Below are 24,858 nucleotides of genomic sequence, written 5' to 3' on the forward strand. Positions count from 1 at the left end.
GTGGGATTTCGCCGCCGCGACCCCCGTTCCGGGATCGGCGTCGTCGTAGGAGGATTCCTCCTCGACGCCGGAGCCGTCCAGGGCGATACGCGCGTCGTCCTCAGCGACGGCGGGGGGTGACGGATCCGGTTCCTCGGAGGGCCGGTCGGACGTCGGTTCCTGCGTCTGGCTGCTCACCCGTCCCAGGGTACCTCGGTGTACTCAAGCGCCGCGGGATCCGGCATCCGTCTCGCCGACGTCGGTGCGGTGGAAGTTCTGCGCCGAACGGGAAGCGGTCGGGCCGCGCTGGCCCTGGTAGCGGTTGCCGTACGGGCCGGAGCCGTAGGGGTTCTCGGCGGGCGAGGAGAGCCGGAAGAAGCAGAGCTGACCGATCTTCATCCCGGGCCACAGCGTGATCGGAAGGGTCGCGACGTTGGAGAGCTCGAGGGTGACGTGCCCCGAGAAGCCCGGGTCGATGAAGCCCGCGGTCGAGTGCGTGAGGAGCCCCAAACGGCCGAGCGAGGACTTGCCCTCGAGGCGGGCCGCGACGTCGTCCGGGAGGCTCACCTGCTCGAAGGTGGATCCGAGGGCGAACTCGCCCGGATGCAGCACGAACGGCTCCGTCGGGTCGACCTCGATGAGGCGGGTCAGATCGGGCTGATCCTGCGCGGGGTCGATGAAGGGGTACTTGTGGTTGTCGAACAGTCGGAAGTAGCGGTCGAGCCGCACGTCGACGCTGGAGGGCTGAACCATCTGCGCGTCCCACGGGGACAGGCCGATGCGCCCGGACTCGACTTCGAGGCGGATGTCGCGATCACTCAGCAGCACGGGGCCAGCCTACGCCGAGCCAGTCTGCGAGCTCGCGGATCTCGGCGTCCACCATCGCGCGTTCCTCGTCGTCGAAGGGGAGGAGCTCGTGGACGGCGGTCACGACCAGGTTCTCCTTCTTCTTATCGAGCTGCGCGTCGAGGAGCCCGACGAAGCGATCGCCGATGAGGATCGGATGCGCGAAGGCGCCGTACAACCGCTCGGTCTTCGGCTTGAACTGCTCGGAGATGTAGGCGAAGTCGAACAGCTCCGCCAGGCGCGGGCGGTCGAAGAGCATGCGGTCGTACGGGTTCAGGATCGCCGCGCGACCCCCGGGGTCATCGTCGAGGGCGGCGAGCGCGGCGGGATCGACCCGCCATTTCCACGCGCTGCCCTCCACCTCGGCGGGTTCGCCGGCATCTCCCACGCGGGCCCACGGCGACGTCCGTCGCACGATGCCGTAGGCCTGCAGCCGCCGCTCGGCGAGGATCCGCTCGGCCTCCTCCGGCGGAATCTCGGGGAGGTCACGCGGCCACACGCGCTCGGGGATGTCCCACACGCGTTGCCGCCCCCGGCGCGCGGCGACGGCGACCTCGCCGCAGACGGCCATGAGCTCCAGCATCCGCGGCACCTGATTCGACCCGTACCACCCGCTCTCGCTGTTCGCCTGGACGACGCTGGTGTCGGGGATGTCGGCGGCGGTGAGTGGACCGTCCGCCCGCAGGCGGGCGAGGATGTCGCGCCGGAACGCCGCGTTCGCCTCCACGTACTGCGCGGCCGTGGCGCGGAGCGTGCGGTGGCGCATGAGGCTCACCATCGCCGGGAGGAGACTCGCGGCGTGGAAGGAGCCGTCGAACTCGAAGACCGTGCGATCGGTCTCGACCGCCTTCCGCAGGTGCCCCGGTTCGTACGCCCAGCCGATGCGGGTCCACGGGATGAGCTGCTCGGCCGGGGCGATCAGCGCGGTGGGGTCGATCTTGATGGACCCCAGTTGCTCGATCACCTCGACGAGGTCGCCCGGCCGCTCGGCATCCAGCAGCTGCGCACGCACGGCGAGCCGGCGCGCGTCGTCTCTGCTCAAGCGGTGCATGCGGGTGAGGCTACTCCGAGGTGGGGACGTCATCGAGATGACGGACGCAGAGAAAGACGAATGTCGGAGGGTACGAATACAGTTCGATTATGAACACATCTTCGGCACACGTGGAGTATCAGTCCTCGCGCGCCGATCCTGACCTCATCGACGAGGCGGACGTTCTGGATGCCTTGTACGCCGATCAGATGGGTGCCGCCGACCGCGACGCGTGGGAGCGGTTCGACCACGCGCAGCACGCCGCGGCGACCTGCGACGCCTCGTTGGACCAGCTCGACGATCTGTCGACGGTGTCGCGTCGCGCGACCGCCACGCAGTGGCGCGTGATCGACGACACCCTGCGACTCGCGCGTCAGGACCCGGAGCCCTGGGTGGGCACGGACCCCACGGCGGATCCGGCATGGTCCGATCCGCGCGGTCGCTCGATCGCGACCGTGAGGCGCCTGCGGTCCGAGTTCGCCGTCAGGGCGGCCGTCGCGGACATCGGTGCGCGGCTGCGCATCGCGGAGGTCACGGTGCACGCGATCGCGGGGCGCACAGCGACACTGCGTGAGCGCTGCCCGCGCGTCTGGGCTGACTTCCTCCATGGGCGCGTGTCGACGGAGAATGCCGCGATCGCGGCCGACGTCGCCGCCGCGCTCCCCGATGACGCGACCGCCTGGGCGCTCTTCGACGACGCCGTCGCGGACGCGGCGCAGCGGTGCACGCCGAGCGGATTCCGTCGCCGCGCCCGCGCCGCACGGGAACGCGTGCATCCCGAGCCGATCGACGAACGGCACGCTCGCGCGCGCGAAGACCGCACCGTGTGCTCGACGCCCGAGTTCGACGGTCTCGCGACGATCTCCCTCACGACGGATGCCGCCGACGCGGCGTCCGCGCTCGAGCGCATCGACGGCATCGTCGACCACCTGCAGGCGCAGGACGGCGAAACGCGTACGCGGGCGCAGCTGCGCGCGGACGTCGCGATCGATCTGCTGCGAAACGGGTCCTCGCCGCTCGCGGCCGATGCCCCTTCCGACACCGCGATCTCGATCACCATCCCGATGATGACCCTGCTCGGCCGCGGGGATGCACCCGCGACGCTCGACGGGTACGGCCCGATTCCTCTCGAGACCGCCCGGCGCTACGCGGCCGGTGCGAAGAGCCTGGTGCGGATCCTCACCGACCCTGTGAACGGGACGGTGCTCGACATCGACCGGCGCACGCGGCGGATCCCCGCCGACCTCCGCCGGTGGCTCTGGGCACGCGATCCCGAATGCGCGTTCCCCGGCTGCGCACGCTCGTCTCGGGAATGCGACATCGACCACCGCCTCGATTGGCAGTACGGCGGGAAGACGTCCGCTGACAACAACGAGCCGCTCTGCACCGCGCATCACCCGGTGAAGCACGAGTCGCTGTGGCGGCTGTCGCGGGATCCGGTCACGGGGGTGCGGGAGTGGACGAGTCCCTCAGGCATGACCGTCGGACTCGATCCGCCCCCGTTCTGACGCCCTGTTATAGTTGCCACGCGCTGTGTCGGTTCGCCGACGCGGCTCTGCGGGGATGTAGTTCAATGGCAGAACATCAGCTTCCCAAGCTGAGAGCGCGGGTTCGATTCCCGTCATCCCCTCCAACGGCTCACGATGGCACCGAAGGTGCCGGCGTGAGCCGTTCGCGGTGATGCCGTCGGAACCCGACCCGCTTCGGGGGGTCCCGCTCCGCCGGAGGCTCCGCGGGCCGCGCAGCGGCACGTGGAGGGGCGGAGTGGCCGATTCCCGTCATCCCCTCCGAAGAAATTCGCTTCAGCTCCTCCCCCGCCCGAACACGCGTCGGCGCGCCGACTGGGCGAACTTCGCCAGCATCCGATCCGGTGAGATGCCGCGCGTCTGCGTGAACGGCGGATTCAGCGCCTCCCCCATCGAGACGCGCAGGCGCGTGCGCACGGTCGGGCGCGCGTGGGTGAACGTCTCGAAACCGGCCCGCCCGTGGTACGCGCCCGAGCCGCTCTGCCCGACGCCTCCGAACGGCAGCCCCGGCACGGCGACGTGCAGGGCGATGTCGTCGACGGTCATTCCGCCGAACCGGGTGCGGGCGGTGAACTCGGCGAAGTCCTCCCCGCGCGGCCCGAACCAGTAGGCCGCGAGCGGCGACGGGCGACCCGCGACATCCTCGACGACCTCCCGCATCGAGCGGTAGGTGCGCATCATCAGCACCGGGCCGAAGATCTCCTCCGAGTCGATGTCCATCTCCGCCGTCACCCCCAAGACGATGACCGGAGGGATGCGGCGCGACGCGGCATCCGGAACCGCACCGGGCACCGCTTCGTGCACCTCCGCGCCCTTGGCGCGCGCGTCGTCGATCAGCGCGCACACACGCGCGAAGTTGGCATCGTTCACGATCGTGACGGGTCCGTCCTCGGCCTCCCAGATCTCCCGCGCCCGCCGCAGCGCCCGTGCGAGGAACTGCTCCTGCACGGACTCCGGCACGTAGACGACCTCCGGGCACAGGCACACCTGCCCGCCGTTCATGAGACGGCCGGCCATCGTCTTCTCGGCCGCGACCGCCACGTCTGCACCCTCGGCGACGACGGCCGGGTTCTTGCCGCCGAGCTCGAGCGTCACGGGCACGAGGTTCTTCCCCGCCGCCTGCGCCACGAGGGCGCCGACCTTCGGCGACCCGGTGAAGAACAGATGGTCGAACGCGAGCGCACTGAAGGTCACCCCGGCCTCCGATCCACCGGTGACCACGATCATCTCGTCGGGCCCGAAGAACTCCGCCACCTTGGCGGCGAAGAGCGCCCCGGTGCGCGGCGTGATCTCGGAGAACTTCACCATGACGCGGTTGCCCCCGGCGAGCGCCGCCGCCGCCGGCTGGGCCACGAGTCCCAGCGGGAAGTTCCACGGACCGATGACACCGACCACGCCGAGCGGCACGCGCTCGACCTTCGCGGCGAGTCCGAAGGGACGGAGGGCGGCGAGCGGTCGCTTCGGCCGCGACCACGCGCCGAGGCGGCGCCGGATGATCTCGATGTCCAGCAGGATGCCGGTGATGTCGGTGAGCGTGCTGACGGACGCCGGACGATGCCCGAAGTCGGCATCCATCGCCTCGCCGAACTCTCGCGCGTTCTCCGTCAGCAGCAGGATCAGACGGTCGAGCCGGTCCCGCCGCACCGCGAGCGACGGCGGACCCTCGGCGAGGAACGCCCGACGCTGCCGCTCGAACGCGGCGCCGATCTCGTCCGGCGACCACTCGCGGGCCTGGACGCCCGCGTCCGTTCGAGCCTGGGCCTGTGGGACGTCGCTCATGGTGCTCCTCCGCCGGGATCCGCGCGCGCCGGGGGACGCGCGCTCCCTCGATTCTCCCGGACCCGCGGATGTCGCGGCCCCGCGAAGGCGGAGGTCAGCCGGCCGGGCCCGCTCACGGCAGCGGCTCGGCCGCCTCCCGCGCGGCGCGGGCGGATGCGCGCACGGCGCCGATACTGGCGGCGATGACGAAACCGATCCCCACGAGTTCCCACGGCGACAGCTCCTGGCCGAGGAGCACGAAGCCGGCGAGCGCGGCCGTCGCCGGGGCGAGGCTCATCAGGATCGCGAACGCCGCGGCCGGGAGGCGCCGGAGGGCGATGAGCTCGAGCGCGTACGGGATGGTCGACGACAGCACGGCCACGGCCGCGCCGAGCGCGACAAGATCCCACCGCAGCAGCGCGGACCCGGCATCCAGGATGCCGAAGGGCAGCGCGATCGCCGCTCCGATGAGCATCGCCCAGGCGAGCCCGTCGAGCCGCGGGAAGGTCCGCCCCACCCGCGCGGACGCGAGGATGTAGAACGCCCAGCTGGCCGCCGCACCGAGGGCGAACAGGACTCCGAGGGGGTCGAGGCGGTCCCATCCGCCGCCCGCGAGGGCGACGACGCCGGCGAGCGCGAGGAGCGCCCACAGCCACGCCGACGCCCGCCTGCTCGCCACGATCGACAGGACGAGGGGCCCGAGCACCTCGATCGTCACGGTGATGCCGAGCGGAAGGCGCTCCAGCGCGAGGTAGAACAGCCCGTTCATGGTCGCCAGGACCAGGCCGAATCCGGCCACGGCGAGCCAGTCGCCGCGCCCGTACCCGCGGAACGTCGGCCGCGCGATGGCGAGGAGGAGTGCGGCGGAGAACACCAGCCGCAGCATCACCATGCCGAGCGGACCGACCTCGGGGAAGAGGAGCACGGCGAGGGACGCGCCGATCTCCTGGCAGGAGAGCCCGACGACGACGAAGAGGACCGCGGGAGCCGCGCCCCGGGAGCCTCTCACCGGATCATGAGATGGGCTCGGCGCAGATCGCGCTGTCGCTGATCTCCTGGTGGAACTGCTCCGGCGTCCACGGGAGGCCGGCTGCCGGGGCCGTCTGGCCCGACGCCGCCGGGGCCTTGGAGGCGATGGCCGCGAGCTCCCACGCCAGGCGGGCCCCGAAACCTGATCCGCCCGCCGACTGGTTGAGGACGACCGCGACGGTCAGACCCGACTCGGGGTCGGAGTAGGCCGCCGTGGTGTAGCCGGGGAAGACGCCGTGCTGTCCGATCAGCGAACCGGCCTGGTAGACGCCGCCGCCGACGGTGAGCCACGATGCCGAGGAGTCCGACTCCGGGAGGGCCCCGTCCAGGCGCTCCCCGGCAGGGACGAGAGCGCCGGTGGCGAGTGCCTGCGCGTAGCGACCGAGGTCGGTGATGTCGGTGGTGACTCCGGCGTCGGTGAATCCGACGGTGCGGGAGATGCCGGTGATGTCGACGGGCTCGAGGCAGTTGCGGCGGTCGCCCTCCTGCCGCGCGAAGAGTCCGGTGAGGACCGGGGCCTCGGCATCCGGCGCACCGAAGGTCGTCGTCGTGAGGTCGAGCGGGTCGGCGACGTACTCCTCGACGAGCACGCGTGCGCTCTTCCCGGTCGCGCGCTCCAGCGCGAGCCCGAGGAGCAGGTACCCCGCATCCGAATCGCGGTACTGCGCGCCGGGTTCGGCGGTGCGCTCCTGGCCGAGGCCGAAGGCCGCGAGCTCCCGCGGAGCCCACCGGCGCTCGGGGTTGTCGAGCCACATGCCGAGCAGCCGGGACGTGTACGAGCCGATGCCGGATGTGCCGTCGCAGAGCTGGCCGAGCGTGATGCCTTCGAGGTCGGGCACCGCGGCGACGTATTCGGTGATCGAGTCGTCGAGCTCGACGAGTCCCTGGTCGGCGATCTGGTAGAGGATGTCGCACGTCATCGACCGCGTGGACTTCGCCGCGGCGAACTGCATGTCGGTCGTGACCTCGCCGCCGCCGGCGGGGGTCTGCGTGCCGACTCCGGCCACCCACGACCCGCTCCAGGGCGCCCAGACACCGACGATCGCACCGGAGGCGCCGGCGGCGGACATCGCGTTCGCGACGGCGGCCTCGAGCTGCTCCTGCGTCTCGGCGGGGAGGGCTCCTTCGACCTGCGGGGGCACGTCGATCGAGACGCTGCGATCGGGAGTGCAGGCTGCGAGCGACAGCACCATGCCGACGACCGCCGCCGCGGCGACGACGCCCCGGCGCACGCTGAATCGACCGTGCATCCTCACCCCCAGCTGATCGTGACTTGCATTCAAACACACCCGCCCGTGATCCCTATGGTTGAGGGATGAGCCATCGCTTCGACGACGCCGCACGAGCGGGCGTTCTCGGCCACATGAACGGCGACCACGCAGAGGACAATCTTCTCATCGCCCGAGCCCATGCGCCCTCGGATGTGGAACCCGCCGACATCGTCGGAGCCGTCATGACCGACCTCGACGGCGACAGCGGCACGTGGGTCGCGACGCTCGTCGGCGGCCGCGAGATCGAGGTCGTCGTCGCCTGGCCCGGCGCCCCGATCACGGAGCGCCCGCATCTCCGCCGCGAGATCGTCGCGCTGTACGACGAGTCCTGCCGGCGCCTCGGCATCGAGCCGCGCCCGCACGACTGAGCCGGTCGCCGCGCGTGAGCAGCGCGGACGTCACGGCCGCGAGGGCGGCGCGGTGCTGTCTCTCAGCACGATCGCGGGCCGTTCCGACGAGAAGCGGCGGCCGCCATCCTCGCGCAGCTGACCGAGGAGGAGAGCCATTCCCCGCCGCCCCAGGGCCGCGAAGTCCTGGTGGGCCGTGGTGAGCGCCGGAGACCACAGTTCGGCCAGCGGGTGGTCATCAAAGCCGGCGACCGACACGTCCTCGGGGACGCGGCGACCCGCATCCACGATTCCCCGGATGACCCCCATGGCGATTTCATCGTTTCCGCAGAGCACCGCGGTCACCTCGTTCGCGGCCAATGTCCGTCCGATAGCCACTCCTGAGCGGGCTTCCCACGTCGCATCGTAGGGCGCGGGGATCTCCGCGCCCGCCTTCCGCAGGGCTCGGCGCCAGCCGGTCGTGCGTCCATCTTCCTTCCGCGAGGGCGGGACCCGGACGTGATGCACAGTCCGGTGTCCCAGCCCCAGGAGGTAGGCCGTCAATTCCTCGGCGGCACGCGCCTCATCGAGCACGGCTTGAGGAACAGAGGTGTCCCGGGCGCCGGAGAGGGCGACGACGGGCACCGACGGCGGGATCCGCGCCAGCGCGGCGACGCCGGGCGGATCGAACTTCAGGACGATCACTCCGGCCAGGGGCTGCGTCATCGCCGCGGCCACGGCGTGCTCGACGTGTTCCGGAAGCGCGGATTCCACGACGGTGATCATCACCGTGTACCCCTCGCTCCGCGCGGATTCCTCGATTCCCCGAATCGTCTCGGCGTAGCCGTAGCGCGAGGTGTCCCCGGCGATGACACCCACGACCTGCGACTTCCGACTCGCGAGGACGCGAGCCGCGGCGCTCGGGTGATACTTCAGCTCCGCGATCGCCGCCTCGACGAGCGCGCGTTTCCCGGCGCTCACCCGCGCAGCGCCGGTGAGGACGCGCGAGACGGTCGGCACCGACACCCCGGCGCGCGCCGCCACGTCGGCGATGGTGACCGGTCTGGTCGTCTCCTTCATCCCTACCTGCCTCATCGACGTGGCGCCGCTCACTTCACCGCCCCGCTGGTGATCCCCGAGATGATCTTCCGCTGCGCCACCATGAAGATGATCAGCAGCGGCAGGCTCATCAGCATGATGTACGCGAAGATCAGATGCCAGTTCTGGAGATAGAGACCGGAGCTCGCCACTTGGTACAGATTGAGCGGAAGTGTATCGAGCCGCCCGCCGACGACGAACAGCGCGTAGAAGACATCGTTCCAGATGTAGAGGCAGATCAGGATCGTGGCGGTGGCGAGGACGGGCATCAGCAGGGGGAGGATGATGCGCACGAAGACGCGCACCGGCGGAGCTCCGTCCACACGCGCGGCCTCCTCCAGCTCGATGGGGATCGTGCGGACGAATCCGGTGACGAAGAAGATGACCGTCGACATGTACATCCCCATGTAGACGCCGATCATCCCCACCGCGGTTCCGGCGAGGCCGAGCTGCCGCAGGAGTAGGACGATCGTCACGACGGCGGGCGGCAGCACGATCCCGCTGATGGCGAGGGCGTACACGAACGCCAGCGGCTTAGAGCGTCGGCGTCCGAGGATCCACGCGGCCATCGATCCGAGGATCAGCACACCCAGGACCGCCGGGACCATGACCAGGACGCTGCCGCCGAAGGCCGCCAGCATCCGACCGTCCTGGAAGACGGTGCCGAAATTCTCGAACAGCTGCCACCGGGTCGGCAGCGACAGGTCCGGAGAAAAAGCCTCCGCTTGATCCTTCGAGGCCGTCAGGACGATCAGCCAGAAGGGGATTCCGAGCAGGATCACGGCGGCGGCGATCGCCGCGAGCGGCTGCACGATGCGCCGCTTGTCCGTCCTGTGAACCAGTGGCGCACCCCGTCCACGGCGTCGGGAAGCTCCGGCGGTGACCAGCGTCATCGTTTCGGTCACAGGACGTCCTCCCGTTTGCGGAGCACCCGGATCACCGGGAAGGCGAGCACGGCGACCATGAGGAACAGGACGAGGCTCATGGTGGTCGCCTGGGCGAAGAGACCCTGCCCGAAGGTGCGGAAGATGAAGATGTTCAGCAGCTCCGTCGTTCCGCCTGGCCCGCCCGCGGTCGTGGCCTGGACGATGTCGAAGCCGTTCATGGACCCGAGGAGCGCGGTGGCGACGTTGAAGGTGACAGCCGGCGCGAGGAGGGGGAAGCGGATCGTGCGGAACGTCGTCCACCATCCCGCGCCGTCCAGGCGTGCCGCCTCGAGGATGTCGTCGTTGATCGTCTTCAGCCCTGCCAGATAGATGAGCATCGACAGCCCCATCCATTTCCAGGCGTGGACGAGGGCGACCACCACGATGGTCCAGGTCGTGCTCCCGAGCCAGGCGATCTCGACCGTGCGGCCGAGAACCGTCCCGAGGATCGCATTGAGGGCCCCGTCGGGCTTCAGCAGCGCCTGGAAGATGTACCCGACGGCGAGCGCGGACATGATCACCGGGACGAAGAACGCCACCCGGACCGCGCGGTTCACCCGCGTATCGCGCTCCAGCAGCAGCGCCAGCGCCAACCCGAAGACGTTCTGGAAAATCGCCACCAGAACGGCGTAGACCAGCGTCACCCCGAGAGCGTTCAGCAGGGTCCCGTTGGAGAACAGCGCCACGAAGTTGTCCCACGCGACGAAGTTGATCTGCGCCTTGAAGCTCGACCAGTCGGTGAAGGCGTAGATGAAGTTGAACAGGGTGGGGATGAAGAAGAAGACGACCAGGACGACCAGCGCCGGCACGAGGAACCACAGCGGATGCTCCGCGTTCTTCGCCCGTCCCGCCGTCGGCCTCGCCCCTTCCGCGCTGCTCCGCGGTCTGTTCGCCGAGCCCGTCGAGGGTTCCAGGATGGCGGTCATGAGATGTCTTTCAGTCTCGGGGGGTGCCGGCGCTCCGCGTCCGGCACCCCCGGTGGGAGGACTCAGAAGCCGGGAGCCCCAATGGCCCCGGCGAGTTCGGCGAACTGGGCCTGCGTGGCCTCGGCGACCTCGACCGGCGTCTTGGTGCCCTGGATCATGTCACCGAGGTTGAGGTACAGATCGGGGTTGGCCACGGCCAGAGCCTGCATCGACCCGACCGAGTCCGACAGCGATGCGCTGACGTCGAGGAGGGCCTGCGGCACATCGGCCGACGAGGGGACTTCGGATTGGAGCGACACGGTCGACTGGGCCTCGACGAAGTCGGGGTACCCGTCACCGAGCCAGTACGACAGCAGCTGGCGCGCCGCCGCTTCGCGCGCGGCGTCACCGGTCGAGAACGCCACCAGGGCGTTGGACTGGTCGGGGATGAAGGTCCCCACGTTGCCGGAGGGCGCGATCGGGAAGAACCCGATTTTCTCGTCGAGCTCCGCGGTGTCGGCGAGCGACTGGAGCTGGCCGAAGAACGAGTTGACCTGGACGGCCATGGCGGCCTCGCCCGACAGGAGCGCCGGGCCCTGGTCCTCGAACGTGGCGGTGGCGAGGTCCTCGTTGAACAGCCCCTCGTCGATGAGGGCCTTATAGGTGTCGATCGCACCCTGGATCGTCGGGTCGGTGAACGTCTCCTCGTTCGCGTTGACCCGGTCCCACAGTCCGTCGGCGGCGGCGTCGGCCAGCTGCACCTGGACCCACCACTGGGTGGCCCACGGGGTTCCCCCGCCGAAGTCGAAGAACGGCGTCACTCCGTCATCCTTGAGGTCTCGCGCAACCTGGAGGAACTCGTCCCAGTCCGCCGGGATGTCGGTGATGCCGGCATCAGCGAAGACCTGCTTGTTGTAATAGACGCCTTCGACCGCGGGAGTCGTGATCAGCGCGGCGTACCGCGTGCCATCGAGGATGCCGGTGATATCGCGCAGCTCCGGCTGGTACGCGTCCAGCCACGGGGCGTCGTCCAGCGGCTGGAGGTTCGCGCCCGCGTTCAGCGCCGTCAGCTGCGAGGCCGTGGGCTGCCAGAAGGCGAGGTCGGGCTTGTCGCCGGTGGCGACTTTGGTCTGCACGCTCTGCTCGTACGGATCCGGGATGGTGACGACCTCGACCTCGGCGCCCGTGAGCTCCTCGAAGCCGGCCACGACGCTGTCCGGAACGGTGTTGGAATTCTGCGCCGCCCAGATGGTCAGGGTGGTGCCGGTGAGGTCGGTGTCCTGCGCGGGCCACTCGGCAGGCGAGGCATCGCGTCCGGTTCCTGACCCGGCGCCGGGGTCCGAGCAGCCCGCGAGGGACAGCGCCGCGACCGCGGCGAGCGCGGCGACGGCGGAGAATCGCTTCTTCATTGAAATACTCCTTCTGGTGTGATCGGTGTGATCGGGTGCGTGCCAGTTACGCCACCCCGCGCGGGATCGCGGTGAGGCGGAGGGTACGGGCGGCGACACGGGTATCGTTCGCGCGTACGTGGAGGGTCCCGGTGGCGGCATCCCAACGGGTGCCCCACGCGGGGAGGTCGAGCGGGAAGACGGGACGGATCTCGACCTCGGTTCCGGCGAGGTGCGGGAACTCCAAGATCGTCTCGTTCGCGCCGCCCCGTCGCCAGATCGACACGAGGTCGTCGCTTTCGCTGCGCAGCGAGAGCGAGACCCAGTCGTCGCTCCAGCGCGGGAGCCCGGTCGGCCAGTTCGGATACGCCGCGGCGATGTGCGGGCGCAGGCGCTTCGCGACGGCGATCGCCTCGGCCACGCGCGCACGCTGGGGCGGTGTCATCGCGTGGAGGTGCCCCGAGACGTAGAAGCGTCCGAGCAACCCCGTCACGAGACAGAAGGATGCCTCTTCGTCGGACATCTCCGGCTGGGGATACGCCCAGCTCGCCGCCTGCTCGGGCAGGAGCGACACTGGCGCGGCGGCGGCGATCGCCGGATAGGCGAGGAAGTCCTGCTGATCGGAGGTGGACTGCATGGCCAACCGGGACAGCATGGCGTAGTCCATGCGCATCGCCCCGGACGAGCAGTTCTCCACGATCAGATCCGGATGCCGGTCGAGCATCGCGTCCAGCCACTCCAGATGCGCGCGGTTGTGCTGAAGGAGGCCGTCGCCCACGCTGTCGGCGTCGTGATCGGTCCCGGCGCCGGGGTTGATGTTGTAGTCCATCTTGAAGAACCCGATGTCGAAATCCTTGATCAGGCGATCGACGACGGAGTCGAGGTGGAAGCGAGCCGCGGGATGCCGGAGATCGAGGTGGTAGCGGTCGTGCTCGACCAGGCGCGCGCCGTGGCGTTGAAGGAACGCCTCCGCCGGGAGGGTGTCCGCGATCGGGCTGCGCACCCCGACGACCTCCGGCTCGAGCCACAGCCCCGCGACCATGCCACGACTGCGGATGTGCTCGACGACTTCTCCCAGCCCACCGGGAAACCGGGTGCGGGAGGGCTCCCACGCGCCGACGGAGTCCCACCAGTGCCCCGAATCGTCGTACCAGCCTGCGTCGATGCAGAAGACCTCCGCCCCCACCTCGGCGGCGGCGTCGATGAGCGGGAGCAGTTTGGCGGTGGTGGGGTCCCCGTTGAGCGTGTTCATGTAGTCGTTGAACACGACCGGCATCGCGGCGTTGTCGGGATGCGGACGTCGAGTGAGGCGGCGGTGTCGGGTCAGCGCGTGGAGCGCGCCGAGGCCGTCTCGGCCGTAGGCCACGGTCACCGGGACGGTCTCGAACGACTCGGCGGGCCCCAGGACCCGGGTCCACGCGGCATCCGCATCGGTCGGCCCTGCCAGCGCGAGGTACGCCCCGCCGGTGTCCTCGCCGATCTCCCAGCGCCAGGCTCCGTTGTGCTCGATCTGCCAGGCCAGCGCCAGTCCGAACGGCGACGTCAGCACGCCGTTCGGCAGCGCACGCGCTGTCGACCAGGTCCCCTGCGAGCTCGCCACGAGCGCACCCCGAGGGTTGTGTCCGGTGAGGTGCTCGGCGAGTGCCACGAAGTCGGGGCCGCGCAGGGGCGTGACCGCCCAGCGGCCTTCGCCGAGCCAGTCGCTCGTGCCCTCCCACCGCTCCCATCCGTCGAGGGCGTCCGCCGCGCCCTGGCGGGTGAAGCCGCTGGACCAGGATGCGACACTGCGCAGGACGACGGGATCCGTCCCCGTGTTCGTGACGACGACCCAGGAGCGCACGGCGCCGACGCCCTCGCGCATCTGCAGGTAGAGGACCGCTTCGAGGCCGCCCCCGCGCTGATGGATCTGCAGGGTTCGGCACTCGCCGTCCCGGTGCTCCACGTTGCTCACATAGCGCATCTCGCTCCCGAGTCGGCCGTGCACGAGCCGACTCGACGCGGGGAGGTGTCCTGCCGATGCGGAGAGGATCTCCACGACGGGGATCTGGTGGACCGCCACCGCTCCCTGCCCGTCCACGGCGATCGCCGCGCAGTTGACGGGAGACTCCGCACCCCACCGAAACGCCAGGCGCACCCGATCATTACCCCACTCGAGGGAGGCGACGGACTGCGGCTGCGCGGCGAGGGACTGCATCGACATTCGGTTCTCCGGGGGTGTAGCGGTAGGTGCTGGGCACGCTAGCGGATTATGAAACCGCTATCAAGACAATGATGAAATCGCTATCACATCTTCCGACGCAATTCGGCGCACCCCTTGATACCGCTATCACACTCCCCCTACACTCTCCCCCGTTAGCGCTATCACCTACCTTCATCCACTCAACGCCGAGGAATCATGAGAAGCAAGCGCCTGAGACGACATGTCCTGCCCCTGATCGCCGCGTGTGCGGCGATCCCCCTCGCCGCCGGCCTCACCGCGGCCGTCCCCGCGCCCGCGGCGGCTGCGGATCCGATGCCCGACCCGATCCTGCTGTACACGTTCGACGCCGACCCTGGTGCCGCGACGATCGCGAACGAGGGAACGCTCGGCGGCGCTTTCGACGCCCGCGTCCGCAACGCCTCCTCGCTGCAGCGCGGCACCGGCCCGACCGCCGACGCGGGCTCCTCCGGGCTCTTCCCCGGCGCAGCGCAGAACTCGCCGAGTTCCGCCTCGCCCTACCTCGACGTTCCTGCGGGACTGTTCGCGGGCATGGAGGCGATGACGGTCTCCACCTGGATCAAGTGGGACGGTCGCAACGCCGGGCAGCTTCCCTGGGCGTACATCATCGGCAGCGACGCATTGCCAGCGGACAACTGGGGCATGTACTTCGTGCCCAACGAAGGCGGGCAATCCAAGGCGGTCGCCAACTCGGGCACCGAGGTCAAGGCCGTGTCGCCGAGCCCGCTCAGCGCCTCCGTATGGACGCAGATCACCTCCGTCGCCGACGGCGAGACGCTGTCGTACTACATGAACGGCCAGCTGGTGCGCACCGAGGCCGCGCAGGTCGACTTCAGCAAGCTCTCCCACCCCTCGAGCACCCGATCCGGACTGATCGGCCGGGTCCCCTGGGCTCCGCAGTGGGCGGCGCTGTTCGGAGGCGAGTTCGATGACTTCGCCGTCTACGACGCCGCCCTCACCGCGGATCAGGTGCAGACGTCCTTCTCGGCGACGGCCGGTGACATCGTCTCCGTCGATCGCACCGAGTGGGACGTGGACACCACGGCGGGCGTCGCCCCCGTCCTCCCCGCCCGCGTACGCGTCTCGTACGAGGCCGGCCTCAGTCTCGACGCGGCCATCCGGTGGGAACCGGTGCGGGCATCGCAGTACGCCGAAGCCGGAAACGTCTTCCGGGTGATCGGCCGAGTGGCCGGTTCCGACGAAGAGCTGTCCGCGACCGTGCGGGTCGCGGAACGCCGGCTCGAGGAGATCTCGGCCGACTTCTCTCAGCGCACGGGCGCCTTCCGCGGAGGAGCATCCGGCACGCTCTACGGGCTCGGGGACGAGCAGTCCCCGACGCAGGCGCTGGTGAACGGCTCGGCGATGAACAACATCTCGCAGAAGCCCCCGTTCGGCACGCAGCACCCCGGCGGTGACGCGTTCAACATCGAGTCGACGTTCTTCGACAAGTACGGCGAAGACCTCTACATCTACACCCAGGACTACTACCCCGACTGGCCCTACAACCGCGGCATCCGCCCGGGCGACGATCGGACCTACACGCGCGACGGCGACGGAGCGCTGACGTCCGAGTGGACCCCGGGCGGCAACGGCGTCTGGGACTACCTCGAGGTGCTCGAGATCGTGACGGAGGCCGTGGCCACGGGCGCCGAGAACCCGGAGAAGTACATCTTCATCCCGTTCAACGAGGTCGACCTCCAGTGGCTGAACAGCGACAGCCTCTACGACAGGTTCATGCACCAGGGGAACCAGCCCACCAGCTTCACCCCCGACGGTGCGACCGACTGGGTCGCGGCATGGAACATCATCACCGATGTCTATGCCCGGCACGGCCTGGACCGCCCCCAGATCGCAGGCCCGGGCGACGCCGCGTGGCGCGGTGAGGCCAACATCAAGGCGTTCCTCGACATGGCGATCCGCTCGGACACCGTCCCCGACGTCTACGTCTGGCACGAACTCCGCGGGTATCAGTGGATGCCCGACCGCGTCGGTCAGTTCACACGATTCGCAAAGGACATGGGGATCTCCGACGAGGACATGCCGGAGATCAACATCACCGAGTACGGCGCGAGCACGGACATGAGCTCCCCCGCCAACCTCCTGCGCTGGTTCGCCAGCTTCGAGGCTGCCAAGGTGGATGCGCAGACGGCGTACTGGACCGCGTCGGGGACGATGTCGGACAACCAGGCCAAGGTCAACGCCGCGAACGGCGGCTGGTGGCTGTTCAAGTGGTACGGCGACATGGTGGGCTCCGAGACCGTTGCGGTGACGGCGAACCGCGAGAAGGCGATCGCCGCCGTCGATGAGGTGAACGAGCGTGCGCAGATCATCGTCGGCGGCATCACCGAGGGCCGGGACGGCCTGGTGAACGTCACGGGCCTGCCGGAGGCGGTCTTCGGGACGACCGTCGATATCGAGGTACGTGAGGCGATGGTCAGCGGCACCGACGGTGTCGCCGACACCCCGCCGGTGGTCGCCGCGTACGACGGTGCGGCCGTGGCGGGCGGCAGCGTCCAGGTGCGCGTCCCCTCCTCCCACGCCGGCAGCGCCTACCAGCTGATCATCACCCCCGCGTCCGACCGTGACGTCGAAGACGCGTCAGCCGGCCAGCCGGCACGGATGTTCGCGGAGGTGGAGACCCTCGCGCTCACCGACGCGACGGCGCGCACCCAGCCCAGCGGCGGGTACCGCCTGTCCGGCGATCGCGACGTCACGGGCTTCACCACCCTCGATTCGCGGGTGGATTGGGATGTGACGATCGACCAGCCGGGGCTGTACCGGTACACCGTGCTCGGCGCGACCCCCGGTCGCGCGGTTCAGCACGCGGTGTTCGTCGACGACGAGTTCGCCGACATCGTCCAGTACGGGGCGAACGCGGTGCGACCGGGCAACGTCCGCACCACCGCACGCGGTACGGCCGAGGTTTATCTCCCGCTGACGCAGGGGACGCACAAGCTGAGCCTGCGCACCAGCCGCGACGGCGAGTCGCTGCTCCCCGGCGCCGGCGCGGACGGCGGGGTCAGCCTCGACCGCGTCGAGCTGATCCGCGTCGGGGATGAGGTCAACACCCTGCGCACCGACTACCCCGCCACGACGTTCCGCTACTTCGGCGGAGCGACCCTGGAGGACGGTACGGCAACGCTCGAGGCGGATGGTCGGGTCGACCTGTACCCGTCGGCGTACGAGTCCGGATACTACGACGTGGTCGTGGAGTGGGCCGGATCGGATCTCCAGCTCGCCGTCAACGGGCGCGAAGCCACCCGCTTCGCCCCCGGCGAGACCCGCGCACGTGTCCACCTACCGGAGGGCATTACCGAGCTGGAACTGACCAGCACCGACGGAGCGACCGTGTCCGGGGTCTCGACCACGCGCGCCGTGGAGGGGGACGCCAGCATCGTCCGCGTCGATGCCGCCGACGGGAGCGTCGTCTCGCTCTCCGGCACGGCCGTGGTCAAGGGCTTCGGAGAGGAGCTGACCAACGGGTCCGGCGACGGGTACGTGGGGGGCCTCGGGATCACCGACGCGAACGCCGCGAACGAGGGTCGGATGACGATCGCCCGGCTGCCCGGATTCGACACGGAGGGGTCGTACAACGCGATCGTGCACTACTCCAACGACGACATCGAGGGAACGCACGATTACAACCCGCAGGTCGTCGACCTGGGCCTCCAGGCAACCGAGGGGGATGATCCGGAGCTGGTGGGACGCTCGACGTTCCGTTACACGTACACCGCGAGCAATTTCTGGGAGGCCGTGATGCCGCTCGAGCTATCGACCGGAGATCAGCCCCTCACCTTCGGCAACACGAAGCCGACGCTGGTGATCGACGAGCGCACCGGCCAGCAGGACCAGGTCGTGCTGGAAGGCTACGCGGTCGCGCCCGACGTGGACTGGATCGCGTTCGCGCCGCTCGTGCTCGAGACGGACGGCTCGGAGCCACCCGCTCCAGAGCTCGCGGTGACGGTGTCGACCACGACGCGGTGCCTCGCGGGCAAGATCCTCGTCACGGTCTCGACGGGCAACGACGACACCGTGCCGGTGCGTACCGAGGTGACCACGCCGTGGGGGAGCAAGATCCTGGCGATCCAGCCGGGGAAGCGATCCTCGATCGCCTTCTCGACTCGGGCCCCGTCGATCGAGGACGCGTCGGTGACGGTCGTCTCGAGCGGTGACCGGGACGGCGAGCAGATCCATCAGTCGGAGGAGATCGCCGTCAGCGCGGCATCCTGCGGCTGAGCATGGACGCCGAAGGGGGTGGAGAACCGGGTCTCCACCCCCTTCGGCGTGCGATCGGCGCGCCCCCGGAGCGCGGTCACTCGGTCGAGGGCCACCCGGGCTGCTCGGTCCGATCGGCTCCGCGGAGGAGCTCCCCGGTCCACGCCCGCGTGACCGACCCGTCGCGCGCGCGGATCATGCCGTCCTGCTCGCCCGTGTAGCGGAACCCCGCTTTGGCGGCCACGCGCATCGACGCGGTATTGCCGACGACGCACTCCCACCGCATCCGCTCGAGGTCCGTGCGGGCGAACACCTCGTCGATCACGGCGGCCAGGGCTTCGGGAAGGATGCCGCGACCGCGGTGCGGCGCCCCCAACCAGAAGCCGACCATGCCGCTCGGGATCCGCACCCCGATCACTCCGAGCAGCGGTCCGCCGACGGACTCGCGGATCGCCCACGTCCACTCCTCGCCGCGCAGCCAGCCCTTCGGCACGAACTCCGCGACGAACCCGACCGCATGCTCGCGGCGGTAGGGCCACGGGATCGACAGGTACTCCTCGAACAGCGGATCGACGCAGTACCGCGCGATGTCGTCGACGTCACCGGGCAGAGGCTGGTCCAGCACCAGCCGTTCGGTCCGGATGCCGAACGGCAGCGTTCCGCCCGGACTCACCCGGCCGTCCGGGGGATGATCGGCATCGTGCGGGTGACGGGGTGCGCGTCGTCCTCGGGATCCGGATCGGTCAGCAGGAAGAAGCGCCCCTGATAGGGACCGAGGTGCAGCGGGAAGCTCTGCAGATCGTCCACGCGCGCGACCGCGTCGCCGGTCTCGGCATCCGTCACACCGCTCCGCGGCACGAGGCACTCCGACCGCACGGTGGCATCGATGCTCTCGCTCGAGAAGTTCAACACCGTCAGCTGGAGCGGTGCATCCTCGATCCGCTTGTCGCCTCCGTCGAGGCGATGCACGAGAACGAGCATGCTCGGATGCCCGACCGACGGCACGTCGATCTGCGACGCCGTGGCGATCCCGTGCTCCCGCCGCACCCGCAGGAGCGAGCGGAGCCCGCTCGCGAACGATCGCGGATCGGTCAGCTGCGTGGGAAGCGGACCATACAGCGACCGCGCGCGCGGCATCCCTGCCGCCGACCGCGTCGCCTCCGGCGCGACGTCGAGCAGGTCGTGCGCGCCGCGCTCGATCCAGCGCGTGTCCCCCGAGGCGATGAGCGAGCGCACGTCGTCCGCCGGCAGCGTGAGGGCACCCGTGAGATCCCAGCCCGACAGCGCGAAGACGCCCGGCTGCCATGCGTTGTACTTCGCCAGCAGCAGGTGCGCGTCACGGATGCCGGGCACATCGGCCTCCGTGATGTCCTCCAGCCGGGGCTTCCCCTGCGTCGCGGCGATGAGCGAGGCCGTCGTGCAGGCGATCCCGTTCTGCGTGAACGGGAGGTTGTAGTCGGCGGCGACCGTGAGCACCTCGGTGAGCTCCGCGCGGATGAGCGCGGCGAGGTCGTGCCCCGAGATGTCGCCGTGACGGAACGGGTATACGTCGTCGCGGTGCGTGGTCGCCCAGTGCACGAGCTCGTAGGTCAGCTCGTCGTGGTTCTGCATCCCGTGCACGAGCTGCGCCGGCTCCACGCCGGTCTCGAGCGAGGTCGTCAGCGCGAGGCGGAGGAACTCGGTGTCCGCGGTGGCGAGGGCGTGGTGATAGGCCGGCCGCGTCACGAAGTCGTACGACAGGTCGGCGCCGACCGCGGCGGTGTCCCGGATGTCCTCCATCGTCAGGTTGAGCTCCTGGAACGTGAAGCCGCCGACCTTCCGGACCATCCCGGCGATGATGTGGTTCGCCGCCTGGGAGAGCGGATGCCCCTCCGACCACGCCGGGAGTCCTTCGGCGCTCTTCTCCACACCGAGGAATCCGTTGGCGTCGAGCCGCAGCGCGCTCGTGCCGAGGTCGCCGAGCGAGTGCAGCGCGTCGCCGATCACCAGGCGCATGCCCGCGAACGTGGGGTCGAGCCAGTTGATCGAGGGCTGCCCCTCCTTGAAGTAGTGCAGGTACACCCAGCGTCGTTCGACCCCGTCGGTGCCGGTGACGGGCGCCGTCGCGCTCCAGTTCGTCTCCTTCACGCCGGGCGTGTAGAAGATGACCCGCTGCAGCTCGCCGATGATGTAGCCGCGCGCGCTCAGTTCACGCTCGCGATCGGCGTCGAGGTTGACCGAGTCGCGCCCCTCGGGCACGTCGGGGAGGAGGTTCCAGTCCTCGGGCTGGATCTCCACCATGTGGTAGATCCCCGGGTAGTCCTTGTAGGCCATCTCGGCGAGACGGAAGTCGGCGCCCTTCCCGGTGTGCCCCGGGACGATGTCGTCGATGACGCTTCCGCCGTGGGACTCGGCGGCGTCGGCGAGGCGACGAAAGGCCGCCTCGTCACCGAACTCCGGATCGATCTGCGTGCTGATCCGGTCGAAATGCCCGTCGACGCTCGGCGTCTGCTGCCAGTCGGTGATGCCGCCGGCGCGCTTGACCGGACCGGTGTGGATGCCGGTGATCCCGATGCGCTCGAAGGTGCGCCACAGCGCGTCCTCACCGAGCGCCTGGAGGAAGGACTCCCCCGGTCGCGTGATCAGGGAGATGGGATACGCGGTGAACCACACGTCCGTCGTCTCGATCGCCCGGCGCGCATCCGGACGCGCGTACGGGTTCCGCCACATCGACGGCTGACCCGACAGCTGGCGGCCGAGGACGTCGGCATCCTTCAGCATCGACTGCCGCACGAGCCACTCGACGTACGCGGGGTTGGTCCCGTTGGCCGTCCGCGGGTCGGAGGCGAAGCGACGCAGGCTCCCCCCGCGCATCTGATCGCGCGGACGCAGCCGGCGCGGTCGAGCGGGGTAACGCTGCTCGTCGTAGCTGATCTCCGCCGGATCGTGTTCGATCGGCTCCTGCTCACCCGGCGCGTGCGCGGTCGTCTCGTGCGGGGTCGTCTCGTGTGCGGCCTGCTCGTCCACCCGGCATCCGTTCTCCCGGCTCGTCCGGCGCGGGTGACAGCGACGCTACCGGCCCGCGTCGTCCAGGAGAAGCCGCTTGACCGTCCCGGGCGCGGCGGGTATCGGCGGGCGGGCCGGCACCCTCTAGGTAAGGTGACCCTAAGTCGCTAGGATGGGCGCATGAGCGACCCGACTCCGTTCTCCACCGCCCTGCGCGAGCGCTCCAGCGGTGCGCACTCCACGAGCGAGCAGGCCGGGTTCATGGCCGACCTGATGAAGGGCGAAGGCACCCGCGACGACTACGTCGCGCTCGTCGCACAGCACTGGTTCATCTACGACGCGCTCGAGGCGGCCGCCGACCGCATGCGCGAGGATCCCATCGCCGCCCCCTTCATCACCGACAAGCTCACGCGCCTGCCCGCCCTGGAGGCTGACCTGTCCTTCCTGCTGGGTCCGCAGTGGCGCGATCGGATCACTCCGCTCCCCACGACGCAGCGTTACGTCGAGCGCATCACCCAGGTGGGGAGGACGTGGCCGGGCGGGTTCGTCGCCCACCATTACACGCGCTATCTCGGCGACCTCTCCGGGGGGCAGTTCATCGGCCGCCTCATGGCACGGCGCTTCGGATTCGAGACCAACGGCATCGGCTTCTACCTCTTCGACGACATCGCCGACCCGAAGGCGTTCAAGGAGATCTACCGCGAGCAGCTGGATGCCGCACCCTGGGACGCCGACGAGCAGGCCCGCGTCATCGACGAGGTGCTGCTGGCCTACCGGTTCAACACCGAGCTGTTCGACGATCTCGCCGCCGCGAAGGCCGTCCCCGTCGCCTGAGGTCCGGCTCATTCAGCCCGTCCGGAACGTTCAGCCCCGCTCGGCCGCCGCACGGGATCGCGCTTCCGCCATCCACCGCGCGACGTCCGGGTCGACGCGGATGTCGCTCGGACGCAGAGGGCGCGACAGGTAGAGCCCGTCGAGCGACGTCAGCCGCGACAGCGCGACGTAGGTCTGGCCGGGCGCGAAGGCTCCGGAGCCGAGGTCGATCACGGCCCGCTCGTACGTCTTCCCCTGCGACTTGTGGATCGTCACCGCCCAGGCCAGACGGAGGGGGAACTGGGTGAACTCCGCCACGATGTCGCGCGAGAGCGACTTCGACCCGGGGTCGTAGGCGTAGCGGAACCTCTCCCACACCGCGGGTTCGACGTCGAACTCCTCGCCCTCGACCTCCACCCGCACCGACTCGCCCGCGATCCGGGTGACGGTCCCGATCGTGCCGTTGACCCAGCGCGGCGGCTCTCCGCCGAACCCCTGGGTGTCGTTGCGGAGGAACATCACCTGCGCCCCGACCTTGAGCTTCAGCTCGACGTCGGCCGGGTAGGCGGCATCCCCCCGCCCGAAGTCCCCGGAGATGTCGGCCATCGCGGTCTGCTCGCGCCCGACGAGTTCGGTGAGGTGGCGCCGGTTGATCTGGTTCACGATGTCGTTGCGGGTGGCCAGCGTGATGATGGGGTGCTCGCCGTCCGCGGGGTCCGGGGGAGTGCGGGCACCGGTGTCGTTCAGGATCTGCGCGATGTCGGCCGTGACCCGGCCGTACCGCACCGCGTTGAGCATCGCCTTGAACGCGGGATCGCTCTGCCGGTGGATGTCGACGAGTTCCCGCACATGCAGCGCCGCGCCGTGGGACCCGATGTCGAGGATGCCGTCCGCCGCGCGCTCCCCCACCCACACGCGCGCGTCGAAGAACCAGAAGGAGCGGTAGTGATCGCGGACGTACCGCATCTCATCGCCGCGCGGCGGCACGGGGGCGAGTTGGTACGGATCGCCGAACATCACGATCTGCACGCCGCCGAAGGGTTCGGCCCGCCGCCCGCGGGCCTGACGCAGCGAACGGTCGATCGCGTCCATGAGGTCGGCGTTGACCATCGAGATCTCGTCGATCACGAGGGTGTCGATGGCGTTCAGGATGCGGCGCGTGGGATCGGTCTGGTCGATCGGACTCTGCGCGATCAGCCCGATCGGCAGGCGGAACAGCGAATGGATCGTCTGCCCCTCGACATTCAGCGCCGCCACCCCGGTCGGGGCGCAGATCGCGATCTGCTTCGAGGTGTTCCACGCGAGGTGCTGGAGGAGCGTGGATTTGCCCGTTCCGGCGCGTCCGGTGACGAAGACGTGCTCCCGGGTGTCCTCGATCAGGCGGAACAGCGCCTCCTGCTCGGCGGAGAGGGCGGGCGTGGTCACCGACTCATGCTAACGAGCGGAGGGCCGCGGTCTTCCTAGACTGGACTCGTGGACCAGAGCGAGCGGGCCGAGCGGGTGCGTCGTCGACCGCGCCTCGGTCTCGAGTTGACCGTCATCGGCGTGGGACTCGCCGTGGTCGTCGGTGCGGCGTTCGCGGGGTGGGCGGCGCTGGAGCGCGCGCTCTACAGCCCGTCCGCGTTCGTGGAGCGCTACCTCGGTCTCCTCGCCGACGGGCGGGCGGCCGACGCCCTGCAGATCCCCGGTGTCGCCGTCGACGCCCTCGAGCTCGAGGCGGCCGGACTCCCGGTGACCTCCGACGAGGCGCTCCTGCGCTCCGCGGCCCTGGCCTCGCTCACCGACATCTCCGTGGTCTCGGAGGAGCAGCTCGACGACGGGCGCCTGCGCGTCACCGCCGAGTACCGCGCCGGAACGTATCCCGGCTCGACCACCTTCGACGTGGAACGCGAGGGCACCGTCGGCCTCGCGCCGACGTGGCGCTTCGCGACCAGCCCGCTCGCGGTGATGGAGCTGACGGTCAAGGGCTCGATGAGCTTCGATGTCAACGGCTTCCGCATCGACAAGCGCCAGGTCTCCCCCGACGGAGCGGATGCCGATCCCCTCGCCCCGCTCCCCCTGCTCGTCTTCTCGCCCGGGGTCTACTCGGTCTCGGTCGACACCGCGATCGCGGCCACCCCCGGGATCGCGGTACTCTCCGACATCCCGTTCCATGAGGTCCCGGTGGAGCTGCAGGCCACCGCCACCGACGAGTTCGTCGCGGTCGTCCAGGAGCGCGTGGACGAGTTCCTCACCGGATGCGCCGGTCAGCAGGTACTCCAGCCCACCGGATGCCCGTTCGGGTACGTGCTGCAGGACCGCATCGTGTCGCTGCCGACGTGGGAGATCATCCAGCAGCCCGAGGTGCGTCTCCAGCCCGACGGCGCCGGGTGGCGGATCGTGCCCGCCGAGGCCGCGGCGCGCCTGGACGTCGAGGTGCAGTCCCTCTTCGACGGTGTCATCTCACCGCTCAGCGAGGAAGTCCGCTTCCCCGTCGCCGGCGACATCACCGTGCTCCCCGACGGGACCGCGACGATCATCGTCCGCGCACCCGACTGAGCGGCAT

General features: G+C 69.9%; 18 protein-coding genes and 1 tRNA gene. 6 read left to right on the plus strand and 13 right to left on the minus strand.

From position 1 onward, the window contains the following. Window positions 1-201: 201 nt before the first annotated feature. On the minus strand, window positions 202-807 hold the full coding sequence (gene dcd / locus AB0O93_RS09345) for a dCTP deaminase (RefSeq protein WP_053547145.1): 606 nt from the start codon (window positions 805-807) through the stop codon (window positions 202-204). Continuing rightward, window positions 794-1,876, minus strand: coding sequence for a crosslink repair DNA glycosylase YcaQ family protein (locus AB0O93_RS09350; RefSeq protein ID WP_363342719.1), 1,083 nt, complete (start codon window positions 1,874-1,876; stop codon window positions 794-796). Before AB0O93_RS09350 ends, dcd begins: the two co-directional genes overlap by 14 nt. Before the next feature lie 89 nt (window positions 1,877-1,965). Between AB0O93_RS09350 and AB0O93_RS09355 the strand changes: the two genes are divergently transcribed. Next, entirely contained in the window at window positions 1,966-3,363 is a 1,398-nt protein-coding gene (locus AB0O93_RS09355; RefSeq protein ID WP_363342721.1) for a DUF222 domain-containing protein, read from the plus strand. A 51-nt stretch (window positions 3,364-3,414) separates the two neighbouring features. Continuing rightward, window positions 3,415-3,488: transfer RNA gene (locus tag AB0O93_RS09360), tRNA-Gly, on the plus strand. Between the two features lie 169 nt (window positions 3,489-3,657). On the opposite strand, the gene AB0O93_RS09365 is transcribed toward AB0O93_RS09360, so the two are convergent. The 3 genes from AB0O93_RS09365 to AB0O93_RS09375 all read right to left on the minus strand — a co-directional run bounded on the left by AB0O93_RS09365 (window position 3,658) and on the right by AB0O93_RS09375 (window position 7,418). Next, window positions 3,658-5,160 (minus strand): aldehyde dehydrogenase family protein, encoded by a 1,503-nt coding sequence (locus AB0O93_RS09365; RefSeq protein WP_363342723.1) that lies wholly within the window; start codon window positions 5,158-5,160, stop codon window positions 3,658-3,660. A gap of 112 nt (window positions 5,161-5,272) precedes the next feature. Continuing rightward, the gene (locus AB0O93_RS09370; RefSeq protein ID WP_363342725.1) at window positions 5,273-6,148 is read right to left on the minus strand and encodes an EamA family transporter; all 876 of its coding nucleotides are present in this window, start codon (window positions 6,146-6,148) and stop codon (window positions 5,273-5,275) included. A gap of 4 nt (window positions 6,149-6,152) precedes the next feature. Next, a complete protein-coding gene (locus tag AB0O93_RS09375; RefSeq protein ID WP_363342727.1) occupies window positions 6,153-7,418 on the minus strand; it encodes a serine hydrolase domain-containing protein in 1,266 nt (421 codons plus the stop codon). A gap of 65 nt (window positions 7,419-7,483) precedes the next feature. Here AB0O93_RS09375 and AB0O93_RS09380 point away from each other — a divergent pair, with 65 nt between their 5' ends. Further along, a complete protein-coding gene (locus AB0O93_RS09380; protein WP_363342729.1) occupies window positions 7,484-7,807 on the plus strand; it encodes a DUF2470 domain-containing protein in 324 nt (107 codons plus the stop codon). A gap of 30 nt (window positions 7,808-7,837) precedes the next feature. On the opposite strand, the gene AB0O93_RS09385 is transcribed toward AB0O93_RS09380, so the two are convergent. The 5 genes from AB0O93_RS09385 to AB0O93_RS09405 form a co-directional block, all read right to left on the minus strand. Further along, entirely contained in the window at window positions 7,838-8,845 is a 1,008-nt protein-coding gene (locus AB0O93_RS09385) for a LacI family DNA-binding transcriptional regulator (protein WP_363342731.1), read from the minus strand. A 29-nt stretch (window positions 8,846-8,874) separates the two neighbouring features. Further along, window positions 8,875-9,675: a carbohydrate ABC transporter permease gene (locus AB0O93_RS09390; RefSeq protein ID WP_363342733.1), complete on the minus strand. Its 801-nt coding sequence runs from the start codon at window positions 9,673-9,675 to the stop codon at window positions 8,875-8,877. An 89-nt stretch (window positions 9,676-9,764) separates the two neighbouring features. Beyond that, window positions 9,765-10,715: a sugar ABC transporter permease gene (locus AB0O93_RS09395; protein WP_363342735.1), complete on the minus strand. Its 951-nt coding sequence runs from the start codon at window positions 10,713-10,715 to the stop codon at window positions 9,765-9,767. A 62-nt stretch (window positions 10,716-10,777) separates the two neighbouring features. Next, a complete protein-coding gene (locus AB0O93_RS09400) occupies window positions 10,778-12,103 on the minus strand; it encodes an ABC transporter substrate-binding protein (RefSeq protein WP_363342737.1) in 1,326 nt (441 codons plus the stop codon). A 46-nt stretch (window positions 12,104-12,149) separates the two neighbouring features. Beyond that, entirely contained in the window at window positions 12,150-14,282 is a 2,133-nt protein-coding gene (locus AB0O93_RS09405; RefSeq protein WP_363342739.1) for a glycoside hydrolase family 36 protein, read from the minus strand. 195 nt (window positions 14,283-14,477) lie between these two features. On the opposite strand from AB0O93_RS09405, the gene AB0O93_RS09410 reads away from it, so the two are divergent. Continuing rightward, window positions 14,478-18,536, plus strand: a complete 4,059-nt coding sequence (locus tag AB0O93_RS09410) for a LamG-like jellyroll fold domain-containing protein (RefSeq protein WP_363342741.1) — start codon at window positions 14,478-14,480, stop codon at window positions 18,534-18,536. A gap of 76 nt (window positions 18,537-18,612) precedes the next feature. Here AB0O93_RS09410 and AB0O93_RS09415 read toward each other — a convergent pair whose 3' ends face one another. After that, complete coding sequence (locus AB0O93_RS09415) at window positions 18,613-19,188, minus strand: GNAT family N-acetyltransferase (RefSeq protein WP_363342743.1); 576 nt, start codon at window positions 19,186-19,188, stop codon at window positions 18,613-18,615. Then, window positions 19,185-21,368 (minus strand): maltose alpha-D-glucosyltransferase, encoded by a 2,184-nt coding sequence (gene treS / locus AB0O93_RS09420; RefSeq protein ID WP_363342966.1) that lies wholly within the window; start codon window positions 21,366-21,368, stop codon window positions 19,185-19,187. The genes AB0O93_RS09415 and treS overlap by 4 nt, the downstream gene beginning before the upstream one ends. 312 nt (window positions 21,369-21,680) lie before the next feature. On the opposite strand from treS, the gene AB0O93_RS09425 reads away from it, so the two are divergent. After that, window positions 21,681-22,334 carry a biliverdin-producing heme oxygenase gene (locus AB0O93_RS09425; RefSeq protein WP_363342745.1) on the plus strand — a complete coding sequence of 218 codons (654 nt, stop codon included), beginning with the start codon at window positions 21,681-21,683 and terminating at the stop codon, window positions 22,332-22,334. 30 nt (window positions 22,335-22,364) lie between these two features. Here AB0O93_RS09425 and AB0O93_RS09430 read toward each other — a convergent pair whose 3' ends face one another. Continuing rightward, on the minus strand, window positions 22,365-23,738 hold the full coding sequence (locus AB0O93_RS09430) for an AAA family ATPase (protein ID WP_363342747.1): 1,374 nt from the start codon (window positions 23,736-23,738) through the stop codon (window positions 22,365-22,367). A 48-nt stretch (window positions 23,739-23,786) separates the two neighbouring features. Here AB0O93_RS09430 and AB0O93_RS09435 point away from each other — a divergent pair, with 48 nt between their 5' ends. Further along, the gene (locus AB0O93_RS09435; RefSeq protein ID WP_363342749.1) at window positions 23,787-24,851 is read left to right on the plus strand and encodes a hypothetical protein; all 1,065 of its coding nucleotides are present in this window, start codon (window positions 23,787-23,789) and stop codon (window positions 24,849-24,851) included. Window positions 24,852-24,858: the final 7 nt, after the last annotated feature.

This window comes from Microbacterium sp. NPDC077184, from assembly GCF_040687055.1.
In the GTDB taxonomy this organism is placed as follows: Bacteria; Actinomycetota; Actinomycetes; order Actinomycetales; family Microbacteriaceae; genus Microbacterium.

What these genes read in the sequence shown, in the direction of transcription:
- AB0O93_RS09350 (WP_363342719.1), bottom strand. Translation starts at nt 1,876, where the DNA reads ATGCACCGCTTGAGCAGAGACGACGCGCGCCGGCTCGCCGTGCGTGCG.
- AB0O93_RS09355 (WP_363342721.1), top strand. Translation starts at nt 1,966, where the DNA reads ATGAACACATCTTCGGCACACGTGGAGTATCAGTCCTCGCGCGCCGAT.
- AB0O93_RS09365 (WP_363342723.1), bottom strand. Translation starts at nt 5,160, where the DNA reads ATGAGCGACGTCCCACAGGCCCAGGCTCGAACGGACGCGGGCGTCCAG.
- AB0O93_RS09375 (WP_363342727.1), bottom strand. Translation starts at nt 7,418, where the DNA reads ATGCACGGTCGATTCAGCGTGCGCCGGGGCGTCGTCGCCGCGGCGGCG.
- AB0O93_RS09380 (WP_363342729.1), top strand. Translation starts at nt 7,484, where the DNA reads ATGAGCCATCGCTTCGACGACGCCGCACGAGCGGGCGTTCTCGGCCAC.
- AB0O93_RS09385 (WP_363342731.1), bottom strand. Translation starts at nt 8,845, where the DNA reads ATGAAGGAGACGACCAGACCGGTCACCATCGCCGACGTGGCGGCGCGC.
- AB0O93_RS09395 (WP_363342735.1), bottom strand. Translation starts at nt 10,715, where the DNA reads ATGACCGCCATCCTGGAACCCTCGACGGGCTCGGCGAACAGACCGCGG.
- AB0O93_RS09400 (WP_363342737.1), bottom strand. Translation starts at nt 12,103, where the DNA reads ATGAAGAAGCGATTCTCCGCCGTCGCCGCGCTCGCCGCGGTCGCGGCG.
- AB0O93_RS09405 (WP_363342739.1), bottom strand. Translation starts at nt 14,282, where the DNA reads ATGTCGATGCAGTCCCTCGCCGCGCAGCCGCAGTCCGTCGCCTCCCTC.
- AB0O93_RS09410 (WP_363342741.1), top strand. Translation starts at nt 14,478, where the DNA reads ATGAGAAGCAAGCGCCTGAGACGACATGTCCTGCCCCTGATCGCCGCG.
- treS (WP_363342966.1), bottom strand. Translation starts at nt 21,368, where the DNA reads ATGCGCGGGGGGAGCCTGCGTCGCTTCGCCTCCGACCCGCGGACGGCC.
- AB0O93_RS09425 (WP_363342745.1), top strand. Translation starts at nt 21,681, where the DNA reads ATGAGCGACCCGACTCCGTTCTCCACCGCCCTGCGCGAGCGCTCCAGC.